Origin of the sequence: uncultured Agitococcus sp. (genome assembly GCF_937920075.1) — a bacterium.
Taxonomy (GTDB): domain Bacteria; phylum Pseudomonadota; class Gammaproteobacteria; order Pseudomonadales; family Moraxellaceae; genus Agitococcus.
The window spans coordinates 1-25,509 of record NZ_CALETI010000061.1 but is presented as its reverse complement, the minus strand read 5'-3'; the positions used below and the strand labels follow the sequence as shown (position 1 = coordinate 25,509).

General features: G+C 39.8%; 23 protein-coding genes. 5 read left to right on the top strand and 18 right to left on the bottom strand.

All coding sequences use genetic code 11. The annotated features are described in order from the left end of the window. The 3 genes from Q0212_RS02125 to Q0212_RS02115 form a co-directional block, all read left to right on the top strand. Positions 1 to 384, top strand: a 384-nt coding sequence (locus tag Q0212_RS02125; protein ID WP_297921503.1) for a hypothetical protein, incomplete at its 5' end; no start/stop codon positions are given. A gap of 153 nt (positions 385 to 537) precedes the next feature. Next, positions 538 to 1,935, top strand: a complete 1,398-nt coding sequence (locus Q0212_RS02120; RefSeq protein ID WP_297921500.1) for a peptidylprolyl isomerase — start codon at positions 538 to 540, stop codon at positions 1,933 to 1,935. A 16-nt stretch (positions 1,936 to 1,951) separates the two neighbouring features. After that, positions 1,952 to 2,536: a hypothetical protein gene (locus Q0212_RS02115; RefSeq protein WP_297921496.1), complete on the top strand. Its 585-nt coding sequence runs from the start codon at positions 1,952 to 1,954 to the stop codon at positions 2,534 to 2,536. Between the two features lie 61 nt (positions 2,537 to 2,597). On the opposite strand, the gene rnhB is transcribed toward Q0212_RS02115, so the two are convergent. From rnhB to rpsB, 17 genes are all read right to left on the bottom strand, one after another. After that, complete coding sequence (gene rnhB / locus Q0212_RS02110; protein WP_297921493.1) at positions 2,598 to 3,209, bottom strand: ribonuclease HII; 612 nt, start codon at positions 3,207 to 3,209, stop codon at positions 2,598 to 2,600. Further along, positions 3,206 to 4,387 carry a lipid-A-disaccharide synthase gene (gene lpxB, locus Q0212_RS02105; protein WP_297921491.1) on the bottom strand — a complete coding sequence of 394 codons (1,182 nt, stop codon included), beginning with the start codon at positions 4,385 to 4,387 and terminating at the stop codon, positions 3,206 to 3,208. Before lpxB ends, rnhB begins: the two co-directional genes overlap by 4 nt. Then, positions 4,359 to 5,615: a DNA adenine methylase gene (locus tag Q0212_RS02100; protein WP_297921488.1), complete on the bottom strand. Its 1,257-nt coding sequence runs from the start codon at positions 5,613 to 5,615 to the stop codon at positions 4,359 to 4,361. Before Q0212_RS02100 ends, lpxB begins: the two co-directional genes overlap by 29 nt. A gap of 100 nt (positions 5,616 to 5,715) precedes the next feature. Further along, positions 5,716 to 6,492, bottom strand: a complete 777-nt coding sequence (lpxA, locus tag Q0212_RS02095) for an acyl-ACP--UDP-N-acetylglucosamine O-acyltransferase (RefSeq protein ID WP_297921485.1) — start codon at positions 6,490 to 6,492, stop codon at positions 5,716 to 5,718. Then, positions 6,493 to 6,951 (bottom strand): 3-hydroxyacyl-ACP dehydratase FabZ, encoded by a 459-nt coding sequence (fabZ, locus tag Q0212_RS02090; RefSeq protein ID WP_297921483.1) that lies wholly within the window; start codon positions 6,949 to 6,951, stop codon positions 6,493 to 6,495. Between the two features lie 142 nt (positions 6,952 to 7,093). Beyond that, complete coding sequence (gene lpxD / locus Q0212_RS02085) at positions 7,094 to 8,119, bottom strand: UDP-3-O-(3-hydroxymyristoyl)glucosamine N-acyltransferase (protein ID WP_297921480.1); 1,026 nt, start codon at positions 8,117 to 8,119, stop codon at positions 7,094 to 7,096. 94 nt (positions 8,120 to 8,213) lie between these two features. Continuing rightward, positions 8,214 to 8,714, bottom strand: a complete 501-nt coding sequence (locus Q0212_RS02080; RefSeq protein WP_297921476.1) for an OmpH family outer membrane protein — start codon at positions 8,712 to 8,714, stop codon at positions 8,214 to 8,216. Positions 8,715 to 8,741: 27 nt separating this feature from the next. Next, positions 8,742 to 11,036, bottom strand: coding sequence for an outer membrane protein assembly factor BamA (gene bamA / locus Q0212_RS02075; protein ID WP_297921473.1), 2,295 nt, complete (start codon positions 11,034 to 11,036; stop codon positions 8,742 to 8,744). Between the two features lie 11 nt (positions 11,037 to 11,047). Continuing rightward, positions 11,048 to 12,412 carry an RIP metalloprotease RseP gene (rseP, locus tag Q0212_RS02070; protein ID WP_297921469.1) on the bottom strand — a complete coding sequence of 455 codons (1,365 nt, stop codon included), beginning with the start codon at positions 12,410 to 12,412 and terminating at the stop codon, positions 11,048 to 11,050. Positions 12,413 to 12,426: 14 nt separating this feature from the next. Further along, complete coding sequence (gene ispC, locus Q0212_RS02065) at positions 12,427 to 13,617, bottom strand: 1-deoxy-D-xylulose-5-phosphate reductoisomerase (protein WP_297921466.1); 1,191 nt, start codon at positions 13,615 to 13,617, stop codon at positions 12,427 to 12,429. Then, positions 13,593 to 14,405 (bottom strand): phosphatidate cytidylyltransferase, encoded by an 813-nt coding sequence (locus tag Q0212_RS02060; RefSeq protein WP_297921463.1) that lies wholly within the window; start codon positions 14,403 to 14,405, stop codon positions 13,593 to 13,595. Before Q0212_RS02060 ends, ispC begins: the two co-directional genes overlap by 25 nt. Then, positions 14,398 to 15,168 carry a polyprenyl diphosphate synthase gene (gene uppS / locus Q0212_RS02055; protein WP_297921460.1) on the bottom strand — a complete coding sequence of 257 codons (771 nt, stop codon included), beginning with the start codon at positions 15,166 to 15,168 and terminating at the stop codon, positions 14,398 to 14,400. Before uppS ends, Q0212_RS02060 begins: the two co-directional genes overlap by 8 nt. Before the next feature lie 72 nt (positions 15,169 to 15,240). After that, complete coding sequence (gene frr, locus Q0212_RS02050) at positions 15,241 to 15,795, bottom strand: ribosome recycling factor (protein ID WP_297921457.1); 555 nt, start codon at positions 15,793 to 15,795, stop codon at positions 15,241 to 15,243. Between the two features lie 11 nt (positions 15,796 to 15,806). Next, positions 15,807 to 16,538: a UMP kinase gene (gene pyrH, locus Q0212_RS02045; protein WP_297921454.1), complete on the bottom strand. Its 732-nt coding sequence runs from the start codon at positions 16,536 to 16,538 to the stop codon at positions 15,807 to 15,809. Between the two features lie 102 nt (positions 16,539 to 16,640). Next, positions 16,641 to 19,421 carry a transporter substrate-binding domain-containing protein gene (locus Q0212_RS02040; RefSeq protein WP_297921449.1) on the bottom strand — a complete coding sequence of 927 codons (2,781 nt, stop codon included), beginning with the start codon at positions 19,419 to 19,421 and terminating at the stop codon, positions 16,641 to 16,643. Between the two features lie 160 nt (positions 19,422 to 19,581). Continuing rightward, positions 19,582 to 20,472, bottom strand: a complete 891-nt coding sequence (gene tsf, locus Q0212_RS02035; protein ID WP_297921446.1) for a translation elongation factor Ts — start codon at positions 20,470 to 20,472, stop codon at positions 19,582 to 19,584. A gap of 114 nt (positions 20,473 to 20,586) precedes the next feature. Further along, positions 20,587 to 21,339, bottom strand: a complete 753-nt coding sequence (gene rpsB / locus Q0212_RS02030) for a 30S ribosomal protein S2 (RefSeq protein ID WP_297921443.1) — start codon at positions 21,337 to 21,339, stop codon at positions 20,587 to 20,589. Positions 21,340 to 21,566: 227 nt separating this feature from the next. Between rpsB and map the strand changes: the two genes are divergently transcribed. Both map and glnD read left to right on the top strand, forming a co-directional pair. Further along, complete coding sequence (gene map, locus Q0212_RS02025) at positions 21,567 to 22,352, top strand: type I methionyl aminopeptidase (protein ID WP_297921440.1); 786 nt, start codon at positions 21,567 to 21,569, stop codon at positions 22,350 to 22,352. Positions 22,353 to 22,486: 134 nt separating this feature from the next. Next, complete coding sequence (gene glnD, locus Q0212_RS02020) at positions 22,487 to 25,144, top strand: [protein-PII] uridylyltransferase (RefSeq protein WP_297921437.1); 2,658 nt, start codon at positions 22,487 to 22,489, stop codon at positions 25,142 to 25,144. Positions 25,145 to 25,163: 19 nt separating this feature from the next. Here glnD and Q0212_RS02015 read toward each other — a convergent pair. Then, on the bottom strand, positions 25,164 to 25,509 hold a 346-nt coding region (locus Q0212_RS02015), incomplete at its 5' end, for a DNA methyltransferase (RefSeq protein WP_367175484.1).

Below are 25,509 nucleotides of genomic sequence, written 5' to 3'. Positions count from 1 at the left end.
CAACAATTCTTAATAACACCGACTGTGCAAACGTTAGGTTTTGTAATGCACACTACTGACTTGTTACAACCACATCACGTTTGGACAACCTCCTCTTTAAATCATGCTGATTGGGAAACATGGGTAAACGACTATTACTACACTGAAAACTTAAATGATTCTGCTGCTGTTACGACAGCTCTAAATGATTTAACACCATTATCTGCTACAGCAACAGATATTCGCCCCTTATTAACTCAAGGTGCAAGCATTGCTTATAGTCAAGGTGGTATTGTGTTGTCTAGCACTGCTCATGCTGATCGTAAAAACGTTGGTAAAATCGTCATTCCACACGCGATTGCTATGGTTGTGCGTGTATTGAATCGTGCTGCTGAACGCTTCTAAATAGATCATCACCTATTGTAATAAATAGGTGAATTATGGTTGAACCATCCCTCTAAAGCATCTTATAGTTGTCTATAGGATGTCTTTTTTAGAGGGATTTTTTATTGGTCTAGATTAAATAAAAATATTAACTAAAATTATAAGAGGTTATCTATGAAGCGGAGTCTATTATGTATGGGCTTATTAGCAAGTTTAATCGCTACGTTTAGTCATCCTAGTTATGCCAAAGTGCAATATGATTTAAAAAATAACCAACAAGTTGCCACTGTTAACAAACAAGCATTTAGCAATAAACTGCTTGATATTATGCACAAAGTTTCAACCGCCAAAAAGAAAGAGCTAACACGAGGTGATGTTCTTACTGCTTTAATTGAGAATCAATTAATTGGTGAATATGCCGTCAAACGTTTTGGTGTAGATAAACTAGTAGAAAATAATAAAGTTGTATTCCCTCCTGATATTGTTGCCGAACAGGAGTTACGTTCTGTTATTCAAGTCGCTTTTGATAAAGAGTTAGCTGAAGCTCGCAAAAAACTAGGTGGCACACTCGATAAAAATATTAGCCAAGAACAACCTATCAAGATCAATGAATGGGACAGTTTTTTACCCTCTAAAGACAAACTTTTATTAGAAATAAAACTGACTGATGCTGGCAAAATAGCCGCGCAAAAACGAATCTTATTACAATATAACTTTAGCGAAAAACATAAAGGAACGATTAGTCTATGGGATGTCTATCAACGGCAAAATGTGCAAGGGCGTAATGAAATTCATAGCCGTAATGCCGACTTTACTCAACAACAAGCTCGTGAAATCGTTGTTCATCGTTTTATGGATTATTGGTTAGAAACACAATCAACCTTAACACCTCAAGATATTAAAGACATTAAACAAGCCTTAACTTATAAGAGTTATCATGATGGTTTTGCCACATATATTGGTATTGCCGCAGATATTCATGATGATGTGCAATACCTTAAAGATTTAGCCAAAAAAGTCACAGCCGCAGAAGTTAAAAGCTATTATCAACACCATAAAGCTGACTTTAAGCGTATTGAGAGAGTTAAAGCCCAACACATTACCGTTAGCGATGAAAAAACAGCCAATATGATTATGGAGCAGTTAAAAAAAGGAGCAAAATTTGCAGATTTAGCCAAACAATATTCTATGGCAATGGATAAAAGTACAGGAGGTGACTTAGGCTGGATTGTTCATAACCGCAATAATCCTAATTGGTTAAGCACATTAGCTTTTGTACAACCAATCAATGTACCTTCTCGCCCTGTTCGCACACCAACAGGCCAGTGGGAAATTTTGCTCGTTACGGCTAAAGAAGAAGGTTATCATCCCGCTAATAGTGAAACCGTTCGTTATTTAGCATCACAGGTTATTGCTCGACAAAAAATGGTTAAAGAATATCAAAATACCCGCAAGAATTTAATTCAGCAGGCAGATATTCATATTAGTCCTATACTTAAAAAAGAAATGATTAACCTAGAAAAAGATGTCATGATCGCTAAACCCAGCGAAGAAGATCATCATCATCATTAATGACTTGAGGTAAAGTATGAAAAAACCAATTATAGGCTTTACTGCTGCCGTTGTTGCTTTAGCTGGCCTTGCATTTATTGGCCAAAGTATTTTTGTTTCAGACAAAACACAAGATGCACCTTTTTCTGCGATGTCTACACAAAATAATGAGTCTTCTATTGCTCCAACCTTAAATACAACTCAAGCTCCTGTTAACGTTGCTGCGCCACCTACCCCACAACTGACAGGCACAGATAGCCCTTTATTGCCTATGCCTGAATCCAATGTTGATGCCGCAACCTCAATGGCTAATGCGATGAAAAATGGTGATCCACGCACTCCACCAATTGCTCGTTCTGAACCACAAGAAAAAGCCACTGAAGCGGAATTGGCAGATCCTAAACTTTATGCCCAATACGAAGCACGACAAACTATGCGTTTGTACAAGGGCTATATTAATGCCGCAGATACGGAAATTCCGCGTTTACAACAAGATATTGCTAAAGCAAAAGCGGCTGGTTTGAAACCAGAACAAATAGCAGAAGGCGAAGAAAAACTACGCCGTATTCAGCAAATGCGCGATCAATTAGCCAGCCAACATCCTGAGTTAGTACAACGCTAACTCTCTTACAATTATCACTGTGAAATATCTAGCTGTTGAAGGTTCTCAACAGCTTTTTCTATTAAATCTTAGACAATTGATGGTGCAAAGCTTCTGTGACAGGTTTAAACGAACGGCGATGCTCCATAATAGGCCCATGCTCTTTTAAAGCCGCCAAATGTTTAGCGGTTGGATAACCTTTATGATCAGCAAAGCCATATTGGGGATATTGTTGATGTAATACGTCCATTTCTGCATCACGAGTCACTTTTGCCAAAATACTCGCTGCGCTAATCGCAGGGACTAAACTATCACCTTTGACGACCGCTTGTGCTGGGCAGGTTAAAATTGGGCATTTATTACCATCAATCAACACAAAATCAGGGTGAATTTTTAAACCATTCACCGCACGCTGCATCGCCAACATCGTTGCTCTTAGAATATTGAGCTCATCAATTTCATGTCGTTCTGCACGGCCTAAACTCCATGCTAAAGCTTTGGCTTTAATTTCTTCAGCCAAGATTAAGCGTTTTTTTTCGGTGAGTTTTTTTGAATCATTTAAACCTTCAATCGGATTATTCGGATCTAAAATCACCGCAGCAGTTACTACAGCACCAACCAAAGGCCCTCTGCCCACTTCATCAACACCAGCAATATGTTGATATTTTTGTAAAATCTCTGCTAATTCCATCATTGTTTCTCTAATAATTGGCTAATGGCTTGTGCGGCTGTTTCACTGCCATTCGCCTGTAATTGTTGGTGTAATTCCGTAAAACGTGCAACTAACTGTTGTTGCTGCTGTGGTTTTAACCATTGCTCAACCGCTTGGCTAATACTTTCAGGTGTCACCGCATGTTGCACTAACTCTGGCACTAAAGCCTGATTGGCTAATAAATTAGGCAAACTAATATATTTGGCTTTAGCCATTAAACGCACAATCAAATAAGTTAGCCAATGTAATTTATAAACCACAACCATTGGTTTTTTTAATAACATGGCTTCTAAGGTTGCTGTGCCTGATGCCAACACCACCACATCCGCAGCCGCCATCACCAAACGCCCAACCCCTGCGCCATAACTATCATCAAAAATTGTTGCTTGTAAACCGCTTTGTTCAAGCAATTCACTGATCTGCTTTTTTCGTAAGACGTTAATTGCAGGAATAATAAACTCTAACTGTGGATGTTGTTTTTTTAGTAACAAAGCCGCAGCGAATAATGGTTCAGCCAAACGGCTCACCTCACCACCACGACTGCCCGGTAACAACGCCACATATTGTTTATTCGCCTCCAACCCCAATTGTTGACGTACGGCCAAAGTGTCGTTTTTTAAGGGTAGACTATCAGCTAAAGGATGGCCAACAAATACTGCATCTAATTGATGCTGATCATAAAACTGCTTCTCAAAAGGTAATAAACACAACATTAAGTCAATGGCTGCTTTAATGCCATGAATCCGTCCTTGCCGCCATGCCCACACTGATGGGCTGACATAATGAACGGTTTTAATGCCTGCTTGTTTTAACTGTGGTGCAACACGCAAGTTAAAATCAGGTGCATCAATACCTATAAACACATCAATTTTTTCGGCAATAAAACGCCTAACCAATTCATCTCGAATCGCAAATAATTCTTTTATTCGCCCCAAGACTTCAACTAAGCCCATCACTGATAAACGTTCTAGCGGAAACCATGTCTCGCCACCTTCGGCAATCATTTGTGCACCACAAATCCCAACAAAACGGGCGTGTGGATAACGTTGTTTTAGGGCTTTAATTAACCCTGCACCAAGGGTATCTCCCGAAATTTCTCCTGCCACAATACCAATGGTAATGGGACGATTATCAGTGTTGGGCTTCGTGTTGGTATTCATAATGCAATAGCGCGTTTTGTTCTGTTTGACGAATTTTGGCACATAAAGCACTATGACTTAAACCACGATGCTTTTTATGACTATTAATAATTAAAATAAACTCTACGGTCATCGGTTTAGGTGAAAAACGTGGTGTGCTGACTCGATAACGTTTATGAGCATAACATAATAACTCAGTATGCCCTTTCATGAGTGCTAAAGCGACAAAATTTTCTAAAGAAATCAAGCCTTCTGTGCTATAGCTCGCCAAGATATAATGTGCTTGTAAATTTGCCAATAAGCCTTCAAAGGCTTGCTCTGCTTCACCGCGATAGTTGTATGGACTGCGTCGCTCGCGCCAATCTTGGCGAATTGCAGCCTTATTTCGTCCTTGAATTTTTTCACTTAAAATTGGTTTATCCCACAAAGTGACGCTATTTAAAACGTGATAATTACTGCCATAACAATGTTGATTATAGGGAGGGTCTAAATAGGCAATATCAACTTCAATACCCATTTGTGTCAGTTGTTGTGCCAACTCCAAACCATCCATTTGATACACTTGATTCGCACGTTGATTATCAAAAAAATGAATAGGTCGCAATTCGACAACTGACAAAATTCGACTTAAGGCAGTGCCTGTTTTCCCGCCCCAACCTTGATGAAAGGCTTTAAAAACGCCACTGGTATTGCTGACATAACTCGCCTGAAATAATAAAGGTGCTAATAAACAGGCTTTTTCATAAGGGGTTATTAACTGTTGCTCATCCCACCATTCTATTTGTTCACGCATTGCATCCAAACGCTGACCATTAGCACGGGTATAAAACAAACGATCAACACGCGTATCAAAATACTGATCATGGGTTGGGCACAAATGACGGGTAATCCAGTCTTCAATGGGGTTTAAGGCATTGAGATAGGCAATGACATTCTCATAACCACCCAACTCTAAAAATGCAGGCTCATAATTACAGGCAATATAACTTTGATTGAGTGCTGTAGCATAAGGTTCCCAATCATTGGTTAAAACCTTGAAGCCACATTTTTTTGCCATCCGAGAGACCACACCACTGCCTGCAAACAAATCTAAAAAACTGGCTTGGCGTGGATTAATGCCCGTTTGCTGAATTGCTTGAAAGATCATTGGTAAGGCACGGCGCTTATTACCAATATACGGAATGAGTTGCTGAAACACATAATCTTGCGTACTGGCTGCCGCATGTTGGTCTTTATGATAGTCAAACATTAGCTAACTCAAGGCGCAAGAGATGATAACAAACTGACTAATAAGATGCTGATTATTCCCTCCCCTAATTTAAGGGAAGGGTCAGAGTGGGGTCTAAATATTAACGGGTAATACCGCGAGTGGAGGCTTTTAAGGAATCAATAAAAATCGCTGCTTCAGGACAATTTGGCAAAATATCTTGCTCTAACTGACTGATTGCCGCTTCTAAGGTTAAACCCTGACGATACACTATTTTATAGGCACGTTTTAACAAACCAATGGTTTCACTTGTCCAACCACGACGGCGCATACCTTCAAAATTCATGCCTGTTGCTTCAGCAGGATTACCAAACACCATTACATAAGCAGGAATGTCTTTTAATACTAAGCTTGCACCGCCTGTCATGGCATAAGAGCCAATTTGACAGAATTGATGTACACCGGTATTTCCACCAATAATCACACTATTGCCGACCTTTACATGGCCAGCAATACCTGCATTATTGGCAAAAATACAATCATCGCCGACAATACAATCATGGGCAATATGAGTATTCACCATGAATAAATTACCGCTACCAATACGGGTAATACTGTTATCTTGCACTGTACCACGATGAATCGTACAGTTTTCGCGAATGACGTTATTGTCGCCAATTTCTAAAAAGGTTTGTTCACCCTTATATTTTTTATCTTGGCAATCTTCCCCTACCGTGGCAAATTGAAAAATACGATTATTTTTACCAATCGTGGTATGCCCCTTAATCACAACATGTGGGCCAATTTCACAACCACTACCAATCGTGACATTTGCGCCAATAATCGAATAGGGGCCAATCGTTACGTCATCGGCAATGTGTGCAGAAGGATCAATAATTGCTGTTGGATGAATGTTCATTTAGATTACCTGCTCGGCCACTAAAATATCAGCACTGGCGGCCAATTCGTCGCCAACCATTGCGCGACAAGAAAATTTATGAATATGTCGTTTACTGGTCACAAACTCGGCATGTAGCGTTAAGCAGTCACCTGGCACGACTTGTCTTTTAAAACGGGTATTATCAGTGCCTACTAACAAATAAATATGACCATCAATAGGCCGTTTACCGCTAGTTAAAAAACCTAATACGCCTGCAATTTGTGCCATTGCCTCTAAGATTAACATACCTGGCATAACAGGATAATCAGGAAAGTGACCACCAAAAAACTCTTCATTAATGGTCACATTTTTATAGCCCTTAACTGAACGTCCTAATTCAATTTCTGTGACACGGTCGACTAATAAAAAAGGATAACGATGGGGCAATAAGGCTTTAATATCTGCAATATGCAAAGGTAACTTTATTTGCTCAGTCATAATCAATCTCAGTTTTGAATTTGATGCTAATAGACAACACCAAATACTTATTGAGACTTACGAACTCCACCGAACTCAGTGCGCAAGCCCCTCAATCAAACATTGTCTAAAACCTGTATATTGATTATACCTGTCTTAAAGCTTAGTCTTGAGTTAATCGTTGCACAATTCCTTCGAGTTCGCGCAACCGTTTTGCCATATCGTCTAATTTCCTTAAACGAACAGCCATTTTTTTCCAATTATCGGTGCTATCAAAGGCAGTACCTGATGAGTAACTACCTGCCTGTGTAATCGACTTGGTAATCATGGTCATGCCTGTAATATGGACATTATCGCAAATTTCAATATGACCGACTAAACCGACACCACCTGCCAACACACAGTGGGCGCCGATTTTACTACTACCTGAGATACCACAACAAGCAGCAATTGCAGTATGTGCACCAATTTCAACATTGTGAGCAATTTGTACTTGGTTATCAATAATCGCACCTTCATGAATAATGGTGTCATCCAACGCGCCACGATCAATGGTGGTATTGGAACCAATATCGGCATCATTATGCACAACCACTCGACCAATCTGAGCAATTTTAAACCAACGACCTTGATGAGGTGCAAAACCAAAACCATCATCCCCCAACACCGCACCTGAGTGAATTGTGACTCGATCGCCCAACACACAATCATGATGAATCACGGCATTGGCACGAATACGACAATTTTTACCAATTTTTACCCGTGCACCAATAAATGCACCAGACTCAATGGTTGTACCGTCACCAATCACCGCCTCATCACTAATCACTGCACAAGCAGCAATGGCAGCTGTTTCTGAGATTTTTGCAGAATCACTAACAACCGCTTGAGAATGAATACCAACAATCCCTTTTGGTGTTTGATCAAAAAAATGCGTAAGTTGTGCATAAGCCGCGTAAGGACTAGCCACAATAATCGCTTGACCTTGATAGTTTTCTGCATCTTCTGCACGTAATAGAACAGCTCCAGCTTGGGTAGACGCTAAAGCAGAACGATATAAAGGATTAGCTAAAAAACTTAGTTGATGTGATTGGGCATTTTTGAGAGTACCTAAACCAGATATTGGGTACTCTAACTGACCTTTAACAGTTCCGCCTATTTGTTTAGCAATTGAAGCTAATGTCCACATAAATCCCCCTAGTCCCCAAAATAAAAATGCTAGCATTGATCTATACAAGCTAGCCTTTTTAATTTAAACGCTGTTTAATCGTGCTTACTACTATTTATTTCGCAGCATTTAATTTTTCAGTGATTTTTTTGGTGATATCAACCGCTGGATCAGCAAAAATGACATTTTTCTTTTCAATAATAATATCATAATTGCCTGCTTTACGAATTTCTTCAACAACTACTTCTGTTTTTGGAATTAAGGTTTTTAACATTTCTTGCTGAACTTCGTTAGCTCTTTTTTGCACAGCATCTGCTAAGTTTTTAAACTCATTTAATTTGCTTTCTGCTTGTTTTTGCAAGTCACGTTTATCCTTATCGCTCATAACACTGGCATTTTTTTGAAATTTTTCTTCAATAGCCGCAATATCTTTACGCAATTGCTCTAAACGATCACGCTGAGGCTTCATGTCGTTGTTAAGTTTTTCAAAGGTTTTTTTAGCCGTTTCAGTTGCCATAATCGCTGCTTGGCTATCTGCTACAGCAACATTACCAGCAAGTGCTGGCATAGCAAAACTTGTTAATAAACCAGCGATTAAATAAGAAGCTAAACGCATTCCCTCTTCTCCTATTGTTGTAAAAAGTTAAAACGGTTGACCAATGGTAAATTGGAAATTTTGTCGGTCATCGGCTTCATCATAATTAAATGGACGAGACAAACTAAAAGATAAAGGCCCAATGGCTGTTAGCCATGCAATCGAAATACCTGCACTATAGCGCAAATTTGATAAATCAAAATTATAAGGTGGATTATTACGATAATACACCATACCTGAATCAACAAAAAATACCGTACGTAATTGGCTATAATTTTTAGCAAATGGTGTGGGTACAATCAATTCAACCGAATTTTCGACTAAAACATTACCACCAACCACTTCTGGATCAGGATCATTGGCAATCACCGGACTACGAGGGCCTAAGGTATTATCACGATAACCACGTACCGAACCATACCCACCTGCAAAATAGTTTTTATAAAATGGTAAGCTATCACCATAACCTAAATCAGTACGTAAGCGTACGGTGAAATCGTCATTAATCGGAAAATAAATCTGTGCTGCATACGACAATTTTGTGTAGTTAACATCACTTGGTGGTACCGCAAACTCTAATGCCAAACGCTGAGAAGCACCTTTGGTCGCAAACACACCTCGGTTTAAACTATTGTAGTTCCACGATACAACGCCCATATAGGAGGTGATACTATTGCCATGCTCCGTAACAAAATTTTGCACTAACTGAGATGGCAAAGTGCCCAAGGTAATATCTGTTTGATCTATCCCTAAAGAAAAATTAATATTTTTGGTTTCATCGATTGGATAACCAAAACTCAAACTCGCTCCTTGTGAGTCTGTTGCATATCGGCTGATGTTACGCTCATCCAACTTGGTATTACGGTAATATATATTATAACCACGACTAATGCCGTCAACGGTAAAATAAGGGTCAGAAAAAGAAATATTATAATTATCACTCGTTTCTGAACGGTTTAAATTAATACCAACTTTATTACCTGTGCCTAAAAAGTTATTCTGACTTACCCCTAAACTAAAAATCATGCCAGAGCCACCTGAATAACCGACACTAGCGGTTAATGTTCCTGATGGTTGTTCTTGTACTTTAACATTGAGATCAACTTGATCGGTGGTATTGGGTACTTTAGGTGTTTCAATCGTCACGTCTTTAAAAAAACCTAAACGTTGTAAACGTAATTTTGATAAATCAATTTTATCGGTTGAGGCCAACGTCCCTTCAAATTGACGCATTTCTCGACGCAACACATGATCGTCTGTTTTATTATTGCCTTGAAAATTAACTCGACGTACATAAGTCTTTTTATTGGGATTGACAAAAAAGCTTAAATTAACTTTTTTATTTTGTTCGTCAATTTCAGGAATAGGATTAATTTCACTAAATAAATAACCATCACTACCTAAACGCTGTTTCATCAGCTTACTACTTGCTGTGACTAGCTGTTGTGAATAGTCTCGACCCGATTTAACGAGTAACAATTTTTGTAACTCTTGCTCGTTAATGGGAACTTCACCCAAAATTTTAGGCTCTCCAAATTGATATTTGTCACCTTCATTTAAACTAATATCAATAAAAACACTTTTTTTATCTTGGCTTAAAGTGACTTGATGCGAGTTAATCGCAAAATTAATATAGCCACTATCTAAATAAAATGAACGTAATGCCTCTAAATCGCCCATTAAACGCTCACGGGCATATTTATCATCACCTTTAAAAAATGAAGTAAAATGTGTGGCTTTAGACTGCATTAATTTTAGTAACTCTTTTTCACTAAAGGCTTTATTACCCAAAATATTAATTGTCGTGATTCGTGCAGATTCACCCTCATTAATTTTGACATCAACGGCAACGCGATTGCGTGGCTTAGCAATATTATTGACACTAATCGTTGCATCATAACGACCTTGGCCAAAATACACGCGCTCTAATTCGCCTTTAATATGATCTAAGGATGCACGTTTTAATACTTCACCTTCAACCAAACCAGCATCTTTAAGTGCCTTCATTAAGGTATCGGTATCAATCGCTTTATTACCTTCTAATTTAATACTAGCAATGGAAGGGCGTTCAATGACGTTGACAATTAATACATCACCGTCTCGTGCTAAACTAATATCTTCAAAGCTGCCTGTAGCAAAGAGCTGACGAATGGCTAGCGCAATTTTGGCATCATCTACCACATCGCCTGTATTAATCGGAAGTTGTGCATACACACTCGCTGGCGAAACACGCATCAATCCTTGAATTTGAATGTCCTTTACCGTAAATGAGCCAGTCTCAGCCACCGCCTGCGCAGACAAACACAGTGCGGCTGTTGTTAACAAAAGCCGTTGAGAAATCATAAAGGAATCCACTAACCAAATAATCGACTTAAATCATTAAAAATTGCTAAGAACATGAGGCAGCCCATCATTGCCATGCCTATTTTTAGCCCCATTTGCTGCACTTGTTCGGACAAAGGTCGTCCCATAATCCCTTCGGCTGCGTAATATACTAAATGTCCACCATCTAACACAGGTATTGGTAATAAATTTAATACCCCTAAACTGACACTTAACAATGCCATAAAACCAATCATGGCTTGCCAACCAATATTGGCGGTATGTCCTGCAACTTTAGCAATGGTAATTGGCCCACTCAAATTATCTAGTCCTATTAAACCCATCAACATTTTACCTAAAGAGCTTAAGGTCATGACAATTAAATCATAGGTTTTTTGACTTGCCTTCACTAAGGCAGTCCATGGATTAAATTGTTGGTGTTGAATATATTCAGGTGGAATCACAATCGGTTGTTGTTGTAAGGCAATACCTAGCTTGCCTTCTTTATTACCCACTTCATCACGTTCCATGCGCGGTGTCAGCGTTAAATTAACTGGCTGTCCTGCCCGTTCAACGATCACTGGAAAGCTTTTTTCAGGGCTAGTACGGACAATTTCAACAAAATCTTGCCATGTATTAATGACTTGTCCTTGCGCATTTAAAATTTTATCGCCCGCTTTTAAACCTTGTTGTGCAGCCGCACCACTTGCTACAACTTCACCAATAATCGGTTTTAATGGCGGTTGATAGGGTGTAAAACCTAAACTTAATAAGGGGTCTTGGCCTGATTTACTTAAATAGTTTTTAATGGCTAATTGCACATCCTGTGGTGTAGTCGCATTCGCTGATTTTACACTAAACGTTACTGTGCCATTTTCACCAACACGATTGACTAAAGCATAAGTAATCGCTTCCCAATCATGGGTTTGTTTGCCATCTACCGCAACAATTTCATCGCCAACTTTTAGACCAGCAATCGCGGCAGGAGTATTAGGTTTTACTTGGCCAACGACTGTTTTTAAACTTTCTGTGCCTTGTAAAAACAATATCCAAAATAAAAACACGGCAAACGCTAAATTAATGAGCGGACCTGCGGCAACAATCGCCATTCTTGCCCAGACAGGTTGGCGATTAAAGGCTTTAGGAATATCCTCAGCAGGCACTTCCCCTTCACGTTCATCGGCCATGCGTACATAGCCCCCTAAAGGAATAGTGGCGATTTGATAGTCTGTCCCATCTTTACCGCGCCATTTTGCTAAGGCAGGGCCAAAACCAATAGAAAAAGTTAATACTTTCACGCCCAAACGTCGTGCTGTCCAAAAATGGCCAAACTCATGGATGGCAATTAATGGCCCCAACACAATAATAGCGGCAAGAATGATTTGCAAAATACTCATACTGAATACTAATTTTAAAACGAAGAAAGTTTTTGCTGTGCCAATGCTCGCGCTTGTTGGTCAGCTTGGAGTATTGTGTCGAGATTATGCGCACTACTCATTGGTAATTGTGTAAGTACCGTATCAATCAGTTGACTAATCGCAATAAAAGGTAACTTTCCTGCTAAAAATGCGGCAACTGCCACTTCATTAGCCGCATTTAACATGGCTGGTGCTGTGCCACCCGTTTGCATGGCTTGACGCGCTAAGGCTAAACACGGAAAACGGCTTTCATCAGGTGGATAAAATTGTAATTGATGCTGACACAAGTCTAATGCGGAAACCCCTGCTTGAATACGCTCAGGATAAGCTAAGGCATTCGCAATCGGCGTACGCATATCGGGATTACCCAACTGCGCTAAGGTCGAACCATCAATATATTGTACCAAGGAGTGAATAATACTTTGTGGATGAATCACCACTTGCACTTGGCTAGGTTTAGCATCAAACAACCAGCAAGCCTCAATAAACTCTAAGCCTTTATTCATTAAGGTGGCTGAGTCCACAGAAATCTTACGCCCCATTACCCAATTCGGATGTTTACATGCTTGCTCTGGCGTGACATTTTGTAATTGTTCAGCACTAAATTCACGAAATGGCCCACCTGATGCCGTTAACAAAATCCGCTCAACACCAACTTTGCTTAAGCCTTGTTGATAGGTATTGGGCAAACATTGAAAAATCGCATTATGTTCGGAGTCAATTGGTAATAACGTGGCTTGATGGTCGGTAACTGCCTGCATAAACACTTGACCAGCCATTACTAAGGCTTCTTTGTTGGCCAATAATACGCGTTTACCTGCTTTGACTGCGGCTAAGGTAGGCAATAGGCCTGCTGCACCAACAATAGCTGCCATGACCGTATCACATTGCTCATGTGCCGCTACCCATGCTAAAGCTTGCTCACCTGCCAAAATTTCGGTCGGGCTTTGAGCTAATAATGCTTGGAGCTTTGGGATATCTTGCTCATGTTGAATCACAGCATAACGTGGCTGATATTGCTGACATAATTTCGCTAATTCGTCCAAGCGAGTATGTGCAGTCAAGGCAAAGACTTGATAACGATCAGGATGTAAGCCAACCACGGCTAAGGTGTTTTGGCCAATTGAACCAGTTGCGCCTAATATGGTAATTCGTTGCATTAGAAACCTCCTGCCAACCACCATCCTAAAGCAAATAAAGGTGCTGCGGCTGTTAAGCTATCAATACGGTCTAACGCACCGCCATGACCAGGAAAAATATTGCCAGAATCTTTGACGCCTGCTTGACGTTTAACCATTGATTCTAATAAGTCACCCAACACAGAAGCCAACACGGTTAATAATGATAAGCCCACAAAAGCCACAAAGCGTATTGCGGATAAATCACGATAAATCGCAACTGCCACAATTAACATACTAGTGGTGATTAAGCCCCCCACAAAACCTTCAATGGTTTTACCTGGACTGACACTGGGTGCAAGTTTGTGTTTGCCAAATTTGCGACCTGCAAAATAAGCGCCTGTATCTGCCCCCCATACCAAACAAAAAACATACAATAACCACCATGCTGATGCTTGGTGTAAATCGGTCAACCCAGCCCATGCTGGAATTAATAAAATCAAACCCGTTGGCACTAAGAGAATATTTCTTGCCCAAATTTTGGCTGATTCAGGAAAGGCCATCACCCAACGTAGAGCAACCAACCAAAAACCTACTGACACCATATAAAAAGGCTGCTTTAAAAATACCAGTTGCGGGATGTTCATCGCCACCAAACCTAAGGCAACAACAGCAACATACATCGCTCTTAATGGCATAGATGTCCAACGCATTAAAGCTGTCCACTCCCATGCGCCAACAAGCACAATGGCACCTGCAAACGCCATAAAAGGAATGTGACCATTGGCGAAAAAAATACACCAAATCACAATCGGGACTAAAATTAAAGCAGTTAATACACGTTCCTTAAGCATGATGAGACTCCACTTGCTCACTTGTTCGACCAAAACGGCGTTGACGACGGGCATAATCGCTTAGGGCATCATCTAAAGCTTGTTCATTAAAATCTGGCCACAACAACGGGCTAAAATAAAACTCAGCATAGGCGGTTTGCCATAATAAGAAATTACTGATGCGTAAATCCCCTCCTGTACGAATCATAAGATCAACAGGTGGTAAATCACTCATTTGAATTTGTTGTTGATATAAATTTTGAAAATCTTCCATCGACAATTGGGCAACATCTAGTTTGCCTTGTTGTGCTTGTAAAGCGAGTTGCTGTGCGGCATGTGCCATATCCCATTGGCCACCATAACTCACGGCTATCACCAAGGTCATGCCCGTATTATTGGCTGTTTTACTTTCAGCATCATTCATGCCTTTTTGTAATAATGGTGCAAAACGACTTCTGTCACCAATAAAACGTACTCGTAAATTATTTTTGTGCAATTCAGCCACACGTTTATCTAAGGCATGAACAAATAAACGCATTAATAAACCCACTTCTTGTTCGGGTCTGCGCCAGTTTTCACTTGAAAAGGCAAAGACCGTTAGCACTTGTATGCCACGTTTAGCAGCATGCTCAACAATAGCTTGTAAGGCTGATTCGCCCGCTTTGTGTCCTGCACCGCCAATTAAGCTTTTGGCTTTTGCCCAACGATTATTACCATCCATAATAATGGCGATGTGTTTTGGCAAGCTGCCAGCATGACTATCAATATCAGGTGCTAAACTCACAAAAAAACTCCAATAATCTACTTAAATAAAAGGCGGATTACTCCGCCTTTTTAGTTTCCACATTGTGCAAAATTATACTTGCATCAACTCTGCTTCTTTAGCTTGTAGAGCTTTTTCGATTTCAGCAATAGATTTATCGGTAATCTTTTGCACTTCTTCTGTGGCACGACGTTCTTCATCTTCAGAAATTTCTTTCTCTTTTAACAATTCTTTCACGTCTGCTAATACATCACGACGAATATTACGCACTGCAACACGCGCATTTTCGGCTTCAGCACGTGCCATTTTTTGCATATTACGACGCGTTTCTTCGGTTAATGCAGGTAATGGAATACGAATAACATCACCCGTTAAAGGATTTAACCCCAAATCTGAGTTACGAATCGCTTTATCAATTACTTGAATCATAGTGCGTTCATAAGGTTGTACCAATAAGGTACGTGCATCTTCAACACCTACGTTAGCAACTTGATTTAATGGCGTGTCCATACCGTAATATGGCACCATAATGTCCTTTAAAATAGCAGGATGTGCGCGACCTGTTCTAACTTTAGCAAAAGCGACATCTAAGGCGTCTACACTTTTTTTCATGCGAACTTCGCAATCTTTTTTTAAATCATTAATCATGTGAAAATTCCTTAACGAGGTTTATTGCCAATTAATGTGCCTTCACTTTGACCACAAACAAGGTTTAATAATGCACCTTGTTTATTCATGTCAAACACACGCAATGGCATACTTTGGTCACGACACAAACAAATAGCTGTTAAGTCCATGACACCTAATTTTTTATCCAATACTTCATCAAACGTTAAATAATCATATTTGACAGCATCAGGATTTTTGAAAGGATCGGCATCATATACGCCATCCACTTTAGTTGCTTTTAACACCACATCAGCATTAATTTCGATACCACGTAAACAAGCAGCGGTATCTGTAGTAAAGAATGGATTACCTGTGCCTGCAACAAACACACACACATCACCGCTTTGCAAAGCGCGAGTTGCGGCACGACGGTCATAATGGTCAACCACACCACTCATTGGAATTGCAGACATAATACGGGTTTTAATGTTATTGCGCTCTAAAGCATCACGCATGGCTAAACCATTCATAACAGTGGCCAACATACCCATATGGTCACCTGCAACACGATCTAAGCCAGCTGCTTGCAAAGCTGCACCACGGAACAAATTACCACCGCCTAAAACGATACCAACTTGTACCCCAATACCCACTAATTGACCCACCTCTAAAGCCATACGATTTAAGACTTTAGGATCAATACCCATATCTGCATCACCTGCTAGGGCTTCACCTGAGAGTTTTAATAGAATACGTTGATAAGTAGGACGACGCTCAACCATGTGTTTCTCCTTTGGTGATTTGGCACTAAATAGCCGCGCATCTTAACAGAAAGCAGCCTTTGGCAAAATAGAGCGATGACTAAGGATTTATCGTTGTTTAAATTATTTTAACCATTGATAAATTTTTTCGCGTAATTCTTGAATCCTAATCGGTTTACTCATAAAGTCATTCATGCCTGCCTCAAAACAGGCTTCTCTGTCTGTTGCCATGACATTGGCCGTCATTGCAATTACAGGTAAGTCGGTGAATTGCTCTATTAAGCGTAATTGCCTTGTGGTTTCCAAACCATCCATAACTGGCATTTGCAAATCCATTAAAACCACATCATAAAAATTACCCACTTGTTGTAATAGACTTAAAGCAACATAACCATTCTCGGCAACATCAACCTCTGCCCCCAAAGATTCCAACAAACGCACACCAACTAATTGATTAATGGTGTTGTCTTCTACCAATAAAATACGTCGGGCTAAAAAAGGCTTTTCTTCTATAAACTTTGCTTTAGGGATGGCACTAGGAACCAAACCTAATAACACTTCTTCGGTAATAGGTTTAGTAAAACAATGTTTAAAATCAATCATTGTCCCTAACAGAGGATCAGATTCTTGCAAAGGTGTTTGCAATAAAATCTTAGGCAACGCTTTGGGTAAATATTGTACGCTATGCTCATCAGCAAAATCGGCATCTAATAAGACAAAATCATAATGACTTGTCTCAATGGTTAATGATTCATCTAGACGTTCAAAAATATCTACTTCCCATTGTAAACGTTCGGCAATAGAACGGATCGCCAATGCGGAATGATGATTATTATCTATTAATAATAAATTGAGTTTGGGTATATTGATTGATTCTAACGAAGAACTATCTTGTGGGGCTTCAATCAAGTCAATAAATACATCAAAACGACTACCTTGATTTACCTTGCTTTGCACTTTGATTTCGCCATTCATTAGCTCAATCAATCGTTTACAAATGGTTAACCCCAATCCTGTTCCACCATATTTACGAGTTGTAGATGCATCTGCTTGGCTAAATGCTTCAAAAATTTTGGCTGCTTGCTCAGTCGTCATGCCTATGCCAGTATCACGCACCCATAAATGCAAACGTTGTTGGTGATTTTTATTGGTAATCGTCGCAACACCTATTTCTATTTCACCCTTCGCACTAAACTTAATTGCATTACCTAAAAGGTTAGTCAATATCTGACCAAGACGTAATAAATCGCCTAATAATACTTTTGGAACATCTGGCGAAACATAAAATAATACTTCTACAGGCTTATGCTGTGTGGCACTTAATGCTAAAGCTCGCAATGGCTCTAATAATTGCGCAATAGTAAATGGTTGTTTTTCTAATTCTAATTTTCCTGCTTCAACCTTAGAAAGATCCAAAATATCATTTAATAAGCCCAGCAAAAACTCGCCTGAACTATAAATTTTAGTCACATAATCATGTTGTCGTTCATTAAGCTCAGTTTTTTCTAAAAGCGCAGTTAGCCCCAAAATACCATTCATTGGTGTGCGAATTTCGTGACTCATATTAGCCAAAAATAAACTTTTGGCTTGTGTCGCTTGCTCGGCATTCTCTTTTGCTGTCAATAAAGCAGTTTGATATTTTTTTTGGTCGGTCAAATCAATAAAGGCTACCAAACTTAAAGAACCAATCAAAATAGCATGAAAACGGATGTAACTCTCACTGCCATCACGACAACGAACCGTTGCTTCCATCGGTTCTAAGACTTGATGACTTTTACGGGCTAACTCTAAACGCTCATACCATATTTTTTGAATTTGCTCTCTATAACTAGGATTAGGATAGGCTACTCGCCACCAATCCTCCACATCATGTAATTCACTAGGTTGATAACCAAACATATTAATAAATGTTCGATTTAACATTTTGATAATCCCGACTTTACCTTTAAAAATCGCAAAAGCAATCGGGGCATTTTCAATTAATAAACGAAAACGTTTTTCGCTTTCTGCTAATTCTTGTTGTGCTTTTTCGGCTAATAATTTACGCGTCATTAAACGATGACGAAAGTAAAAAACAATCGCTAACAACACCACAAACATCAGGATCATTAACAATAATAAGATAATATCTGGATGCAAACGCCAAATATCTCTAATATAAATATTTTCTTTTTTAATCCCCAACCAATGTTGTCTAATACGTTGATGTTGCTCTGGTGTTAACTCATTTAAGGCTTTATTTAGAATAGACACAAATTCAGGCCAATCTTTACGCACTCCCATCGATAATGGTGATTGATATTGTGTCACTGCTGCCAGCTTTAAACCTGTCATATGCAATTGCTGTACGGCATAGGATGCTGAGGCATAGTTAGTCAATACATAATCAACCTGACCTAGAGCCAATGCTGATAACAAATCTCGCAAATAGGGATAACGCACTCTTTGTATTGTGGGATAATTTTGTTGCAAGATTTCATCTGCATAATAATCTGCTTCTACACCAACACGTTTTCCTGATAAATCTTCTAACTGCCCAATAAAAGCTTCATCAGATCGGGTTAAAATGACAACAGGAAAAGAAATATAAGGCTGGGAAAAGTTTAAAAACTGATCACGTTTGGGGGTAGAAACAATAGAAGGCGTAAAATCTAATTGTTTTTGCTCTAATTGTTGTTGGGTGTCTGACCACGGTTGAGCTGGTGCTATTTGAAATTTGACACCTATTTTTTGCGACAATAACGCCAAGTAATCGGCACTCATTCCCTGATGCTTACCTTGTTCATCCATAAACTCATAAGGTGGCCATGCAGGATCAACACCTACTCGAATCACAGGATGATTTGCTATCCAAGCTTGTTCTTCGGGGGTTAACTCTAAAGCTGCCAATATGGTCGACCACATGACCAATATCAACATACTTACATGAACCACCAAAGTCCTCAGCCCTATGCGCATTATTATTATCATCCTAAAGCAAAGATTCTCAAGAATTTACCATATACTAAGGGCTAAAACAAAAATACCCGCTTTAAGCGGGTATTTTTCTAACAAATAAAATTAATTATTTGTTACCAGCGGCAGCAGCTTGTTGAGCAGCTACTTCAGCAGCGAAGTCCACTTCTTTCTTCTCAATGCCTTCACCCACTTCTAAACGTGTGAAGCTGTTGAGTGTTGCACCTGCTTTCTTTAATAAAGCACCAACCGTTACGTCTGGGTCTTTAACAAAAGCTTGTTCTGTTAAGCTAACTTCTGCTAAATACTTCTTCAAGCTACCTTCAATCATCTTCTCAACGATGTTTTCTGGCTTGCCAGATTCGCGAGCTTTAGCAGCATAAATTTCTTTTTCACGCGCTAAAACGTCAGCAGGAACATCGGCTGGGTTGATAACCATTGGGTTGCTTGCAGCAATGTGCATAGCCACATCACGACCTAATTCAGCATCACCACCTGTTAAAGCAACAGCAACACCAATTTTTAAACCGTGAATATAAGTTGCAACGATGTCACCTTGTACTAAAGTAGCACGACGGATTTGGATGTTTTCACCGATTTTTTGAACCAAAGCAACACGAGCTTCTTCAACGGTCACGCCTTCGTCGTAGCTTAAACCAGAAATAGCAGCAACATCAGTTGCACCGTTAGCTAAAGCAATTTGAGCAACTTTATTAGCAAATTGTGCAAAGTTTGCATCTTTAGCAACAAAGTCAGTTTGACTGTTAACTTCTAACAATAAAGAAGTTTTGCCATCTGCACTGTTAGCAACCAAAATTGCACCTTCAGCAGCAACGTTACCTGCTTTTTTAGCAGCTTTAGTTGCACCAGATTTGCGTAAGTTGTCGATAGCGACTTCGATGTCACCACCTACTTCGGCTAATGCTTTTTTGCATTCCATCATGCCTAAACCAGTACGCTCACGTAATTCTTTAACGAGGCTAGCGGTAATTTCTGCCATGTTGATATCCTCTTAATTGCTAATCAAACTTAAAACAAGATAAGTTTTTGTTGAAAATCATGTAATTGATAAAAAGAAAGGGAGACTAAGCTCCCCTTCTCTTTGCTTAAAAAATTAAGCTGTTTCTTCTGGAGCAGCAGCTTCTTCAGTTGCTTCTGGTTCACGACCACCAGCTTGTGTTGCAGCGTATTCTTTGCCTTCTAAAATAGCATCAGCCATAGAACCAGCATATAATTGAATAGCGCGGATCGCGTCGTCGTTACCAGGAATAATGATGTCAACACCATCTGGGTTAGAGTTAGTATCAACCACACCGATTACTTTGATACCCAATTTACGGGCTTCTTGAATAGCAATCGCTTCATGGTCAACGTCGATGATAAATAAAGCATCTGGCAAACCGCCCATATCTTTAATACCACCAAAGCTCTTTTCTAACTTTTCCATTTCGCGAGTACGCTCTAAAGCTTCACGCTTAGTCAACTTAGCAAAAGTACCGTCTTGAGCTTGTTGTTCTAACTCTTTGAAACGCTTGATAGATTGGCGAATTGTTTTCCAGTTGGTTAACATACCACCTAACCAACGGTGATCAACGTATGGCATACCACAACGTTGAGCTTCGGCACGAATAATGCCAGAAGCAGCACGTTTTGTACCAACGAATAACACTTTGTTGCGCTTAGCAGCTAAACCATTGGCATAGTTTAATGCCTCGTTTAAAGCAACTGCAGTATATTCTAAGTTGATGATATGAATTTTGTTGCGTGCACCAAAAATATATTGACCCATTTTTGGGTTCCAGAAACGGGTTTGGTGACCGAAGTGTGCGCCTGCTTGTAACAGGTCACGCATAGAAACTTGTGCCATGATTAACTCCAATTAGGGTTAGGCCTCCATATATCCCAACTACCGACTGTCGTTTTCACGCTCAGCACCCAATAATTGTGTCGATATATGTGCGTTATGTGTAAAATTAATTTAGACTTACGCGCCAGAAAGATAACGCGCTTATCTGCTGTGTGGATTCAAACATCCAAACAAGGCGCGCTTTATACCATAATCGCTGTTTAGCCTCAATCGTGATTTAAAAATTTATGACTGTTTCTCTTAAAACTGCCGACGAAATTGCCAAAATGCGTGTCGCAGGCAAACTTGCTGCCGATGTATTGATGATGATTGGCCCTTATGTAAAAGCAGGTGTAACTACCGAAGAATTAAATACCATTTGCCATGATTATATTGTTAATGTGCAAAATGCGATTCCTGCACCGCTCAATTATCGCGGCTTTCCCAAAAGCATTTGTACCTCAGTTAACCATGTGGTATGTCATGGCATTCCGACAGATAAAAAAGTGCTCAAAAATGGTGACATTATTAATATTGATGTGACCGTCATTAAAGACGGCTATCATGGCGACACCTCTAAAATGTTTATTGTCGGTGAAGGCTCTATTTTAGCGCAACGTTTAGTTCAAATTACCCAAGAATGCTTGTATAAAGCCATTGCTTTAATTAAGCCACAATGTCGCTTGGGTGATATTGGTGCAGTGATTCAAAAACACGCAGAGACGAATCGTTTTTCAGTGGTACGCGATTACTGTGGTCATGGTATTGGCCATATTTTCCATGAAGAGCCACAAATTGTGCATTATGGTAAAGCAGGAACTGGCTTAGAGTTGGTTGCAGGTATGACATTTACCATTGAGCCGATGATTAATGCAGGGAGTTATCATACCAAGTTATTACCTGATGGTTGGACGGCTGTGACCAAAGATCACAAATTGTCTGCCCAATGGGAGCATACATTACTAGTGACTGCGACAGGTGTTGAAGTATTAACCGCTCGTCCTGAAGAAGATTTTAGTTTTTTGAGTGTTTGAATCATATCGTATTCCCTCCCCTAGTTTAGGGGAGGGTTAGGGTGGGGTCTTGCTGCTTAGCAAATCCCCCCTCCCAACCTCCCCCTTATCAAGGGGAGGAGCAATGCGTTTTAGTTATTTTTAAGAGACCAGCCATGCAAACGCCGAGTTTGATTCCACACGTCTTAGACCTCCAATTACTGCACGATAAAATACTTGAACCGAGTGTATATCGTCAGTTATTAAAAGATTGTCAACAACAACTTTGGGAACGTTTTAATAACGGTGAAGATGTTCGTTTATTGGTTCAGGCTCGTGCCGAAGCGGTGGATTTGGTGTTACAGCACGTTTGGCGACGCTTTGATTTGGAGCAAGAAACAGAGGTTGCCTTATTAGCCGTTGGTGGTTATGGTCGTGGTGAGTTACACCCCTATTCTGATATTGATGTGTTGGTGCTACACCGCCACAGCCAATTGAGTGATGATCTCGAACAAAAAATTAGTCAATTTATTACCTTATTGTGGGATTTGGGTTTAGACATTGGTTCGAGCGTCCGTTCCTTAGAAACGTGCATTGATAAAGTCAATGAAGATGTCACCATTGCCACGACTTTTTTAGAAAATCGTACGTTATCTGGTGACGATAATTTACGTCAAAACCTATTAGAACTGATTGCACCTTTGTGGTCGGATGCAGTGTTTTTTGAAGCTAAACGCGATGAGCAAATTGCACGCCACCGCAAACATAATGATACCGAATATAACCTCGAACCTGACCTAAAAAATGCTCCCGGTGGTTTGCGTGATATTCAAACCATTTGTTGGGTGACCAAACGCCACTTTCAAAGCTCAAACTTATACGATCTAGTTAGAAATGGCTTTTTAACCGAATTTGAGTACAAAAAGTTATACGAAGGTGAAACCTTTTTATGGCGTGTGCGTTTTGCTTTGCATCATATTGCAGGACGTAACGAAAACAAGCTTCTATTTGATTATCAACGCACTTTAGCTTTGCAATTTGGTTATAGCGACAACAATGCCAACCGTGCGGTTGAGCAGTTTATGAAGCAGTATTATCGTGTTGCCATGCACTTGTCGATGCTCAACGAAATGCTTTTGCAATACTTTGATGAAGCGATTCTAAAAGCGGACGAAGTTGCCAATATTGAAGTATTATCTGATGATTTTCAATTAATTAACAATCATTTAGAAGTACGTCATCATCAAGTATTTGCACGTAATCCTTGTGCATTAATGGAGCTATTTGCGATTTTATCTGACAACCCTGATATTGAAGGGGTTCGTGCCAGCACCATTCGTTTGATTATGGTTGAAGCACGTAAAATTAATGACGACTTCCGTAATAATCCGCAAAACAAAGCCTATTTTATTGAAATTTTACGTTCATCACGTTATTTGTTTTCGACATTAAGACGCATGAAACGTTATGGGGTTTTAGGCCAATACTTACCTGCCTTTGGTGCGATTATTGGCCAAATGCAATATGACTTATTTCATATTTATACGGTTGATGCCCATACCCTCTTGGTCATTAAAAATATGCGCCGTTTTAGATATGCCGAAACACGCGAGCAATTTCCTGTTGTTGCTGAAGTTGCCCAAAATCTTAATAAACCAGAATTATTGTACTTAGCTGGTTTATTCCATGATATTGGCAAAGGTCGTGGTGGAGACCACTCAGAACTTGGTTCGGTTGATGCCATTGAATTCTGTTTAAGTCATGGTTTATCACAACGTAGTGCCAACTTAGTGGCATGGCTAACGCGTAATCATCTATTAATGTCAATGACGGCACAAAAACAAGATTTAAGTGACCCCGAAGTGATTCATAACTTTGCTAAACAAGTGGGAGATATTGCTCATTTAGATTATTTGTATGCCTTAACCGTTGCCGATATTTGTGCAACAAATCCCAAGTTATGGAACTCGTGGCGTGCGTCCTTATTAAGACAGCTTTATCAGCAAACCCGTCGTGCCTTACGCCGTGGCCTCAATAATCCCATTGATTATGAAGAATTGATTGCCGAAACACGTATTACCGCTATGGAAGAGTTATTGGCCGAAGGTTTTGATGAGCAAGCGATTACCGCTATTTGGCAAAACTTAGGTGATGATTATTTCTTGCGTGAGAGTGCCAAAGATGTGGCATGGCATACCCGCGAAATTTTGCAACATGGCAACAGCACACAACCTTTAGTAGCAGTACAAAAAAGTCATACCAATCAATTTCAAGGGGCAACCCAAATCTTTGTTTACACTAAAGATTTACCAAATTTGTTTGCCGCGTCGGTAGCTACCCTAGACCACGAACATTTAACGGTATTAGATGCACGGATTATCACTGCGACCAACCATTACTCCTTAGACACCTATATTGTCTTGGATGAAGACAATACCCCGATTACTGATGCCCACCGTTTAGAAAAAGTCCGCCAACATTTGGTTAAAACTTTATCTAATCCTGAGCACTTTCCGACTATTGTTCATAAACGTCTGCCTCGTGAACTCAAACACTTTAAAGTGAAGACTGAAGTACACATTAGCAATGACATCGTTAAACAACAAAGCTCCCTTGAAATCATCACCCTTGATAGACCGGGTTTATTGGCTAAAATTGGCTTAATTTTTATGCAGCACGGGGTTAGTTTGCAAAGTGCGCGGATTGCGACTTTGGGTGAACGTGCCGAGGACGTATTTTTTATTGGTGATGCCCACGGTCAACCTATTTCTAATCCTGAACTTTGCCAACAACTAGCCGATGCCTTGCGTCAACAGTTAGATACAGTGAATTAATATGAATCCTGATTTAAGCCTACTGCATGCCTATCCCTTTGAAAAACAAGGCTTGTTTAAATGAAGTAAGGCTTTCACTTCCTTTATCTGTTTTATCGTTTACTATCCAAACAACAACTCCACCTTGTTTTGTAACTCTAAATAGTTCTTTTGCCACATTTTCAAAGTCAAAAGAATATCCATTATAATTTCTTAAATCGTCATAAGGTGGGCTTGTAACGGTTAAATCAATGGAATTATCATGCATTCTTAACATAGTATCAAGGTTGCTTTCATTGTAAATTTCAAGGTCGGAGTGCTTCCAAAAAGGCTGCACATAACACTGCATTGGCAAAATAGCCGTTTCAGTGCTGTTATTGGGCTTT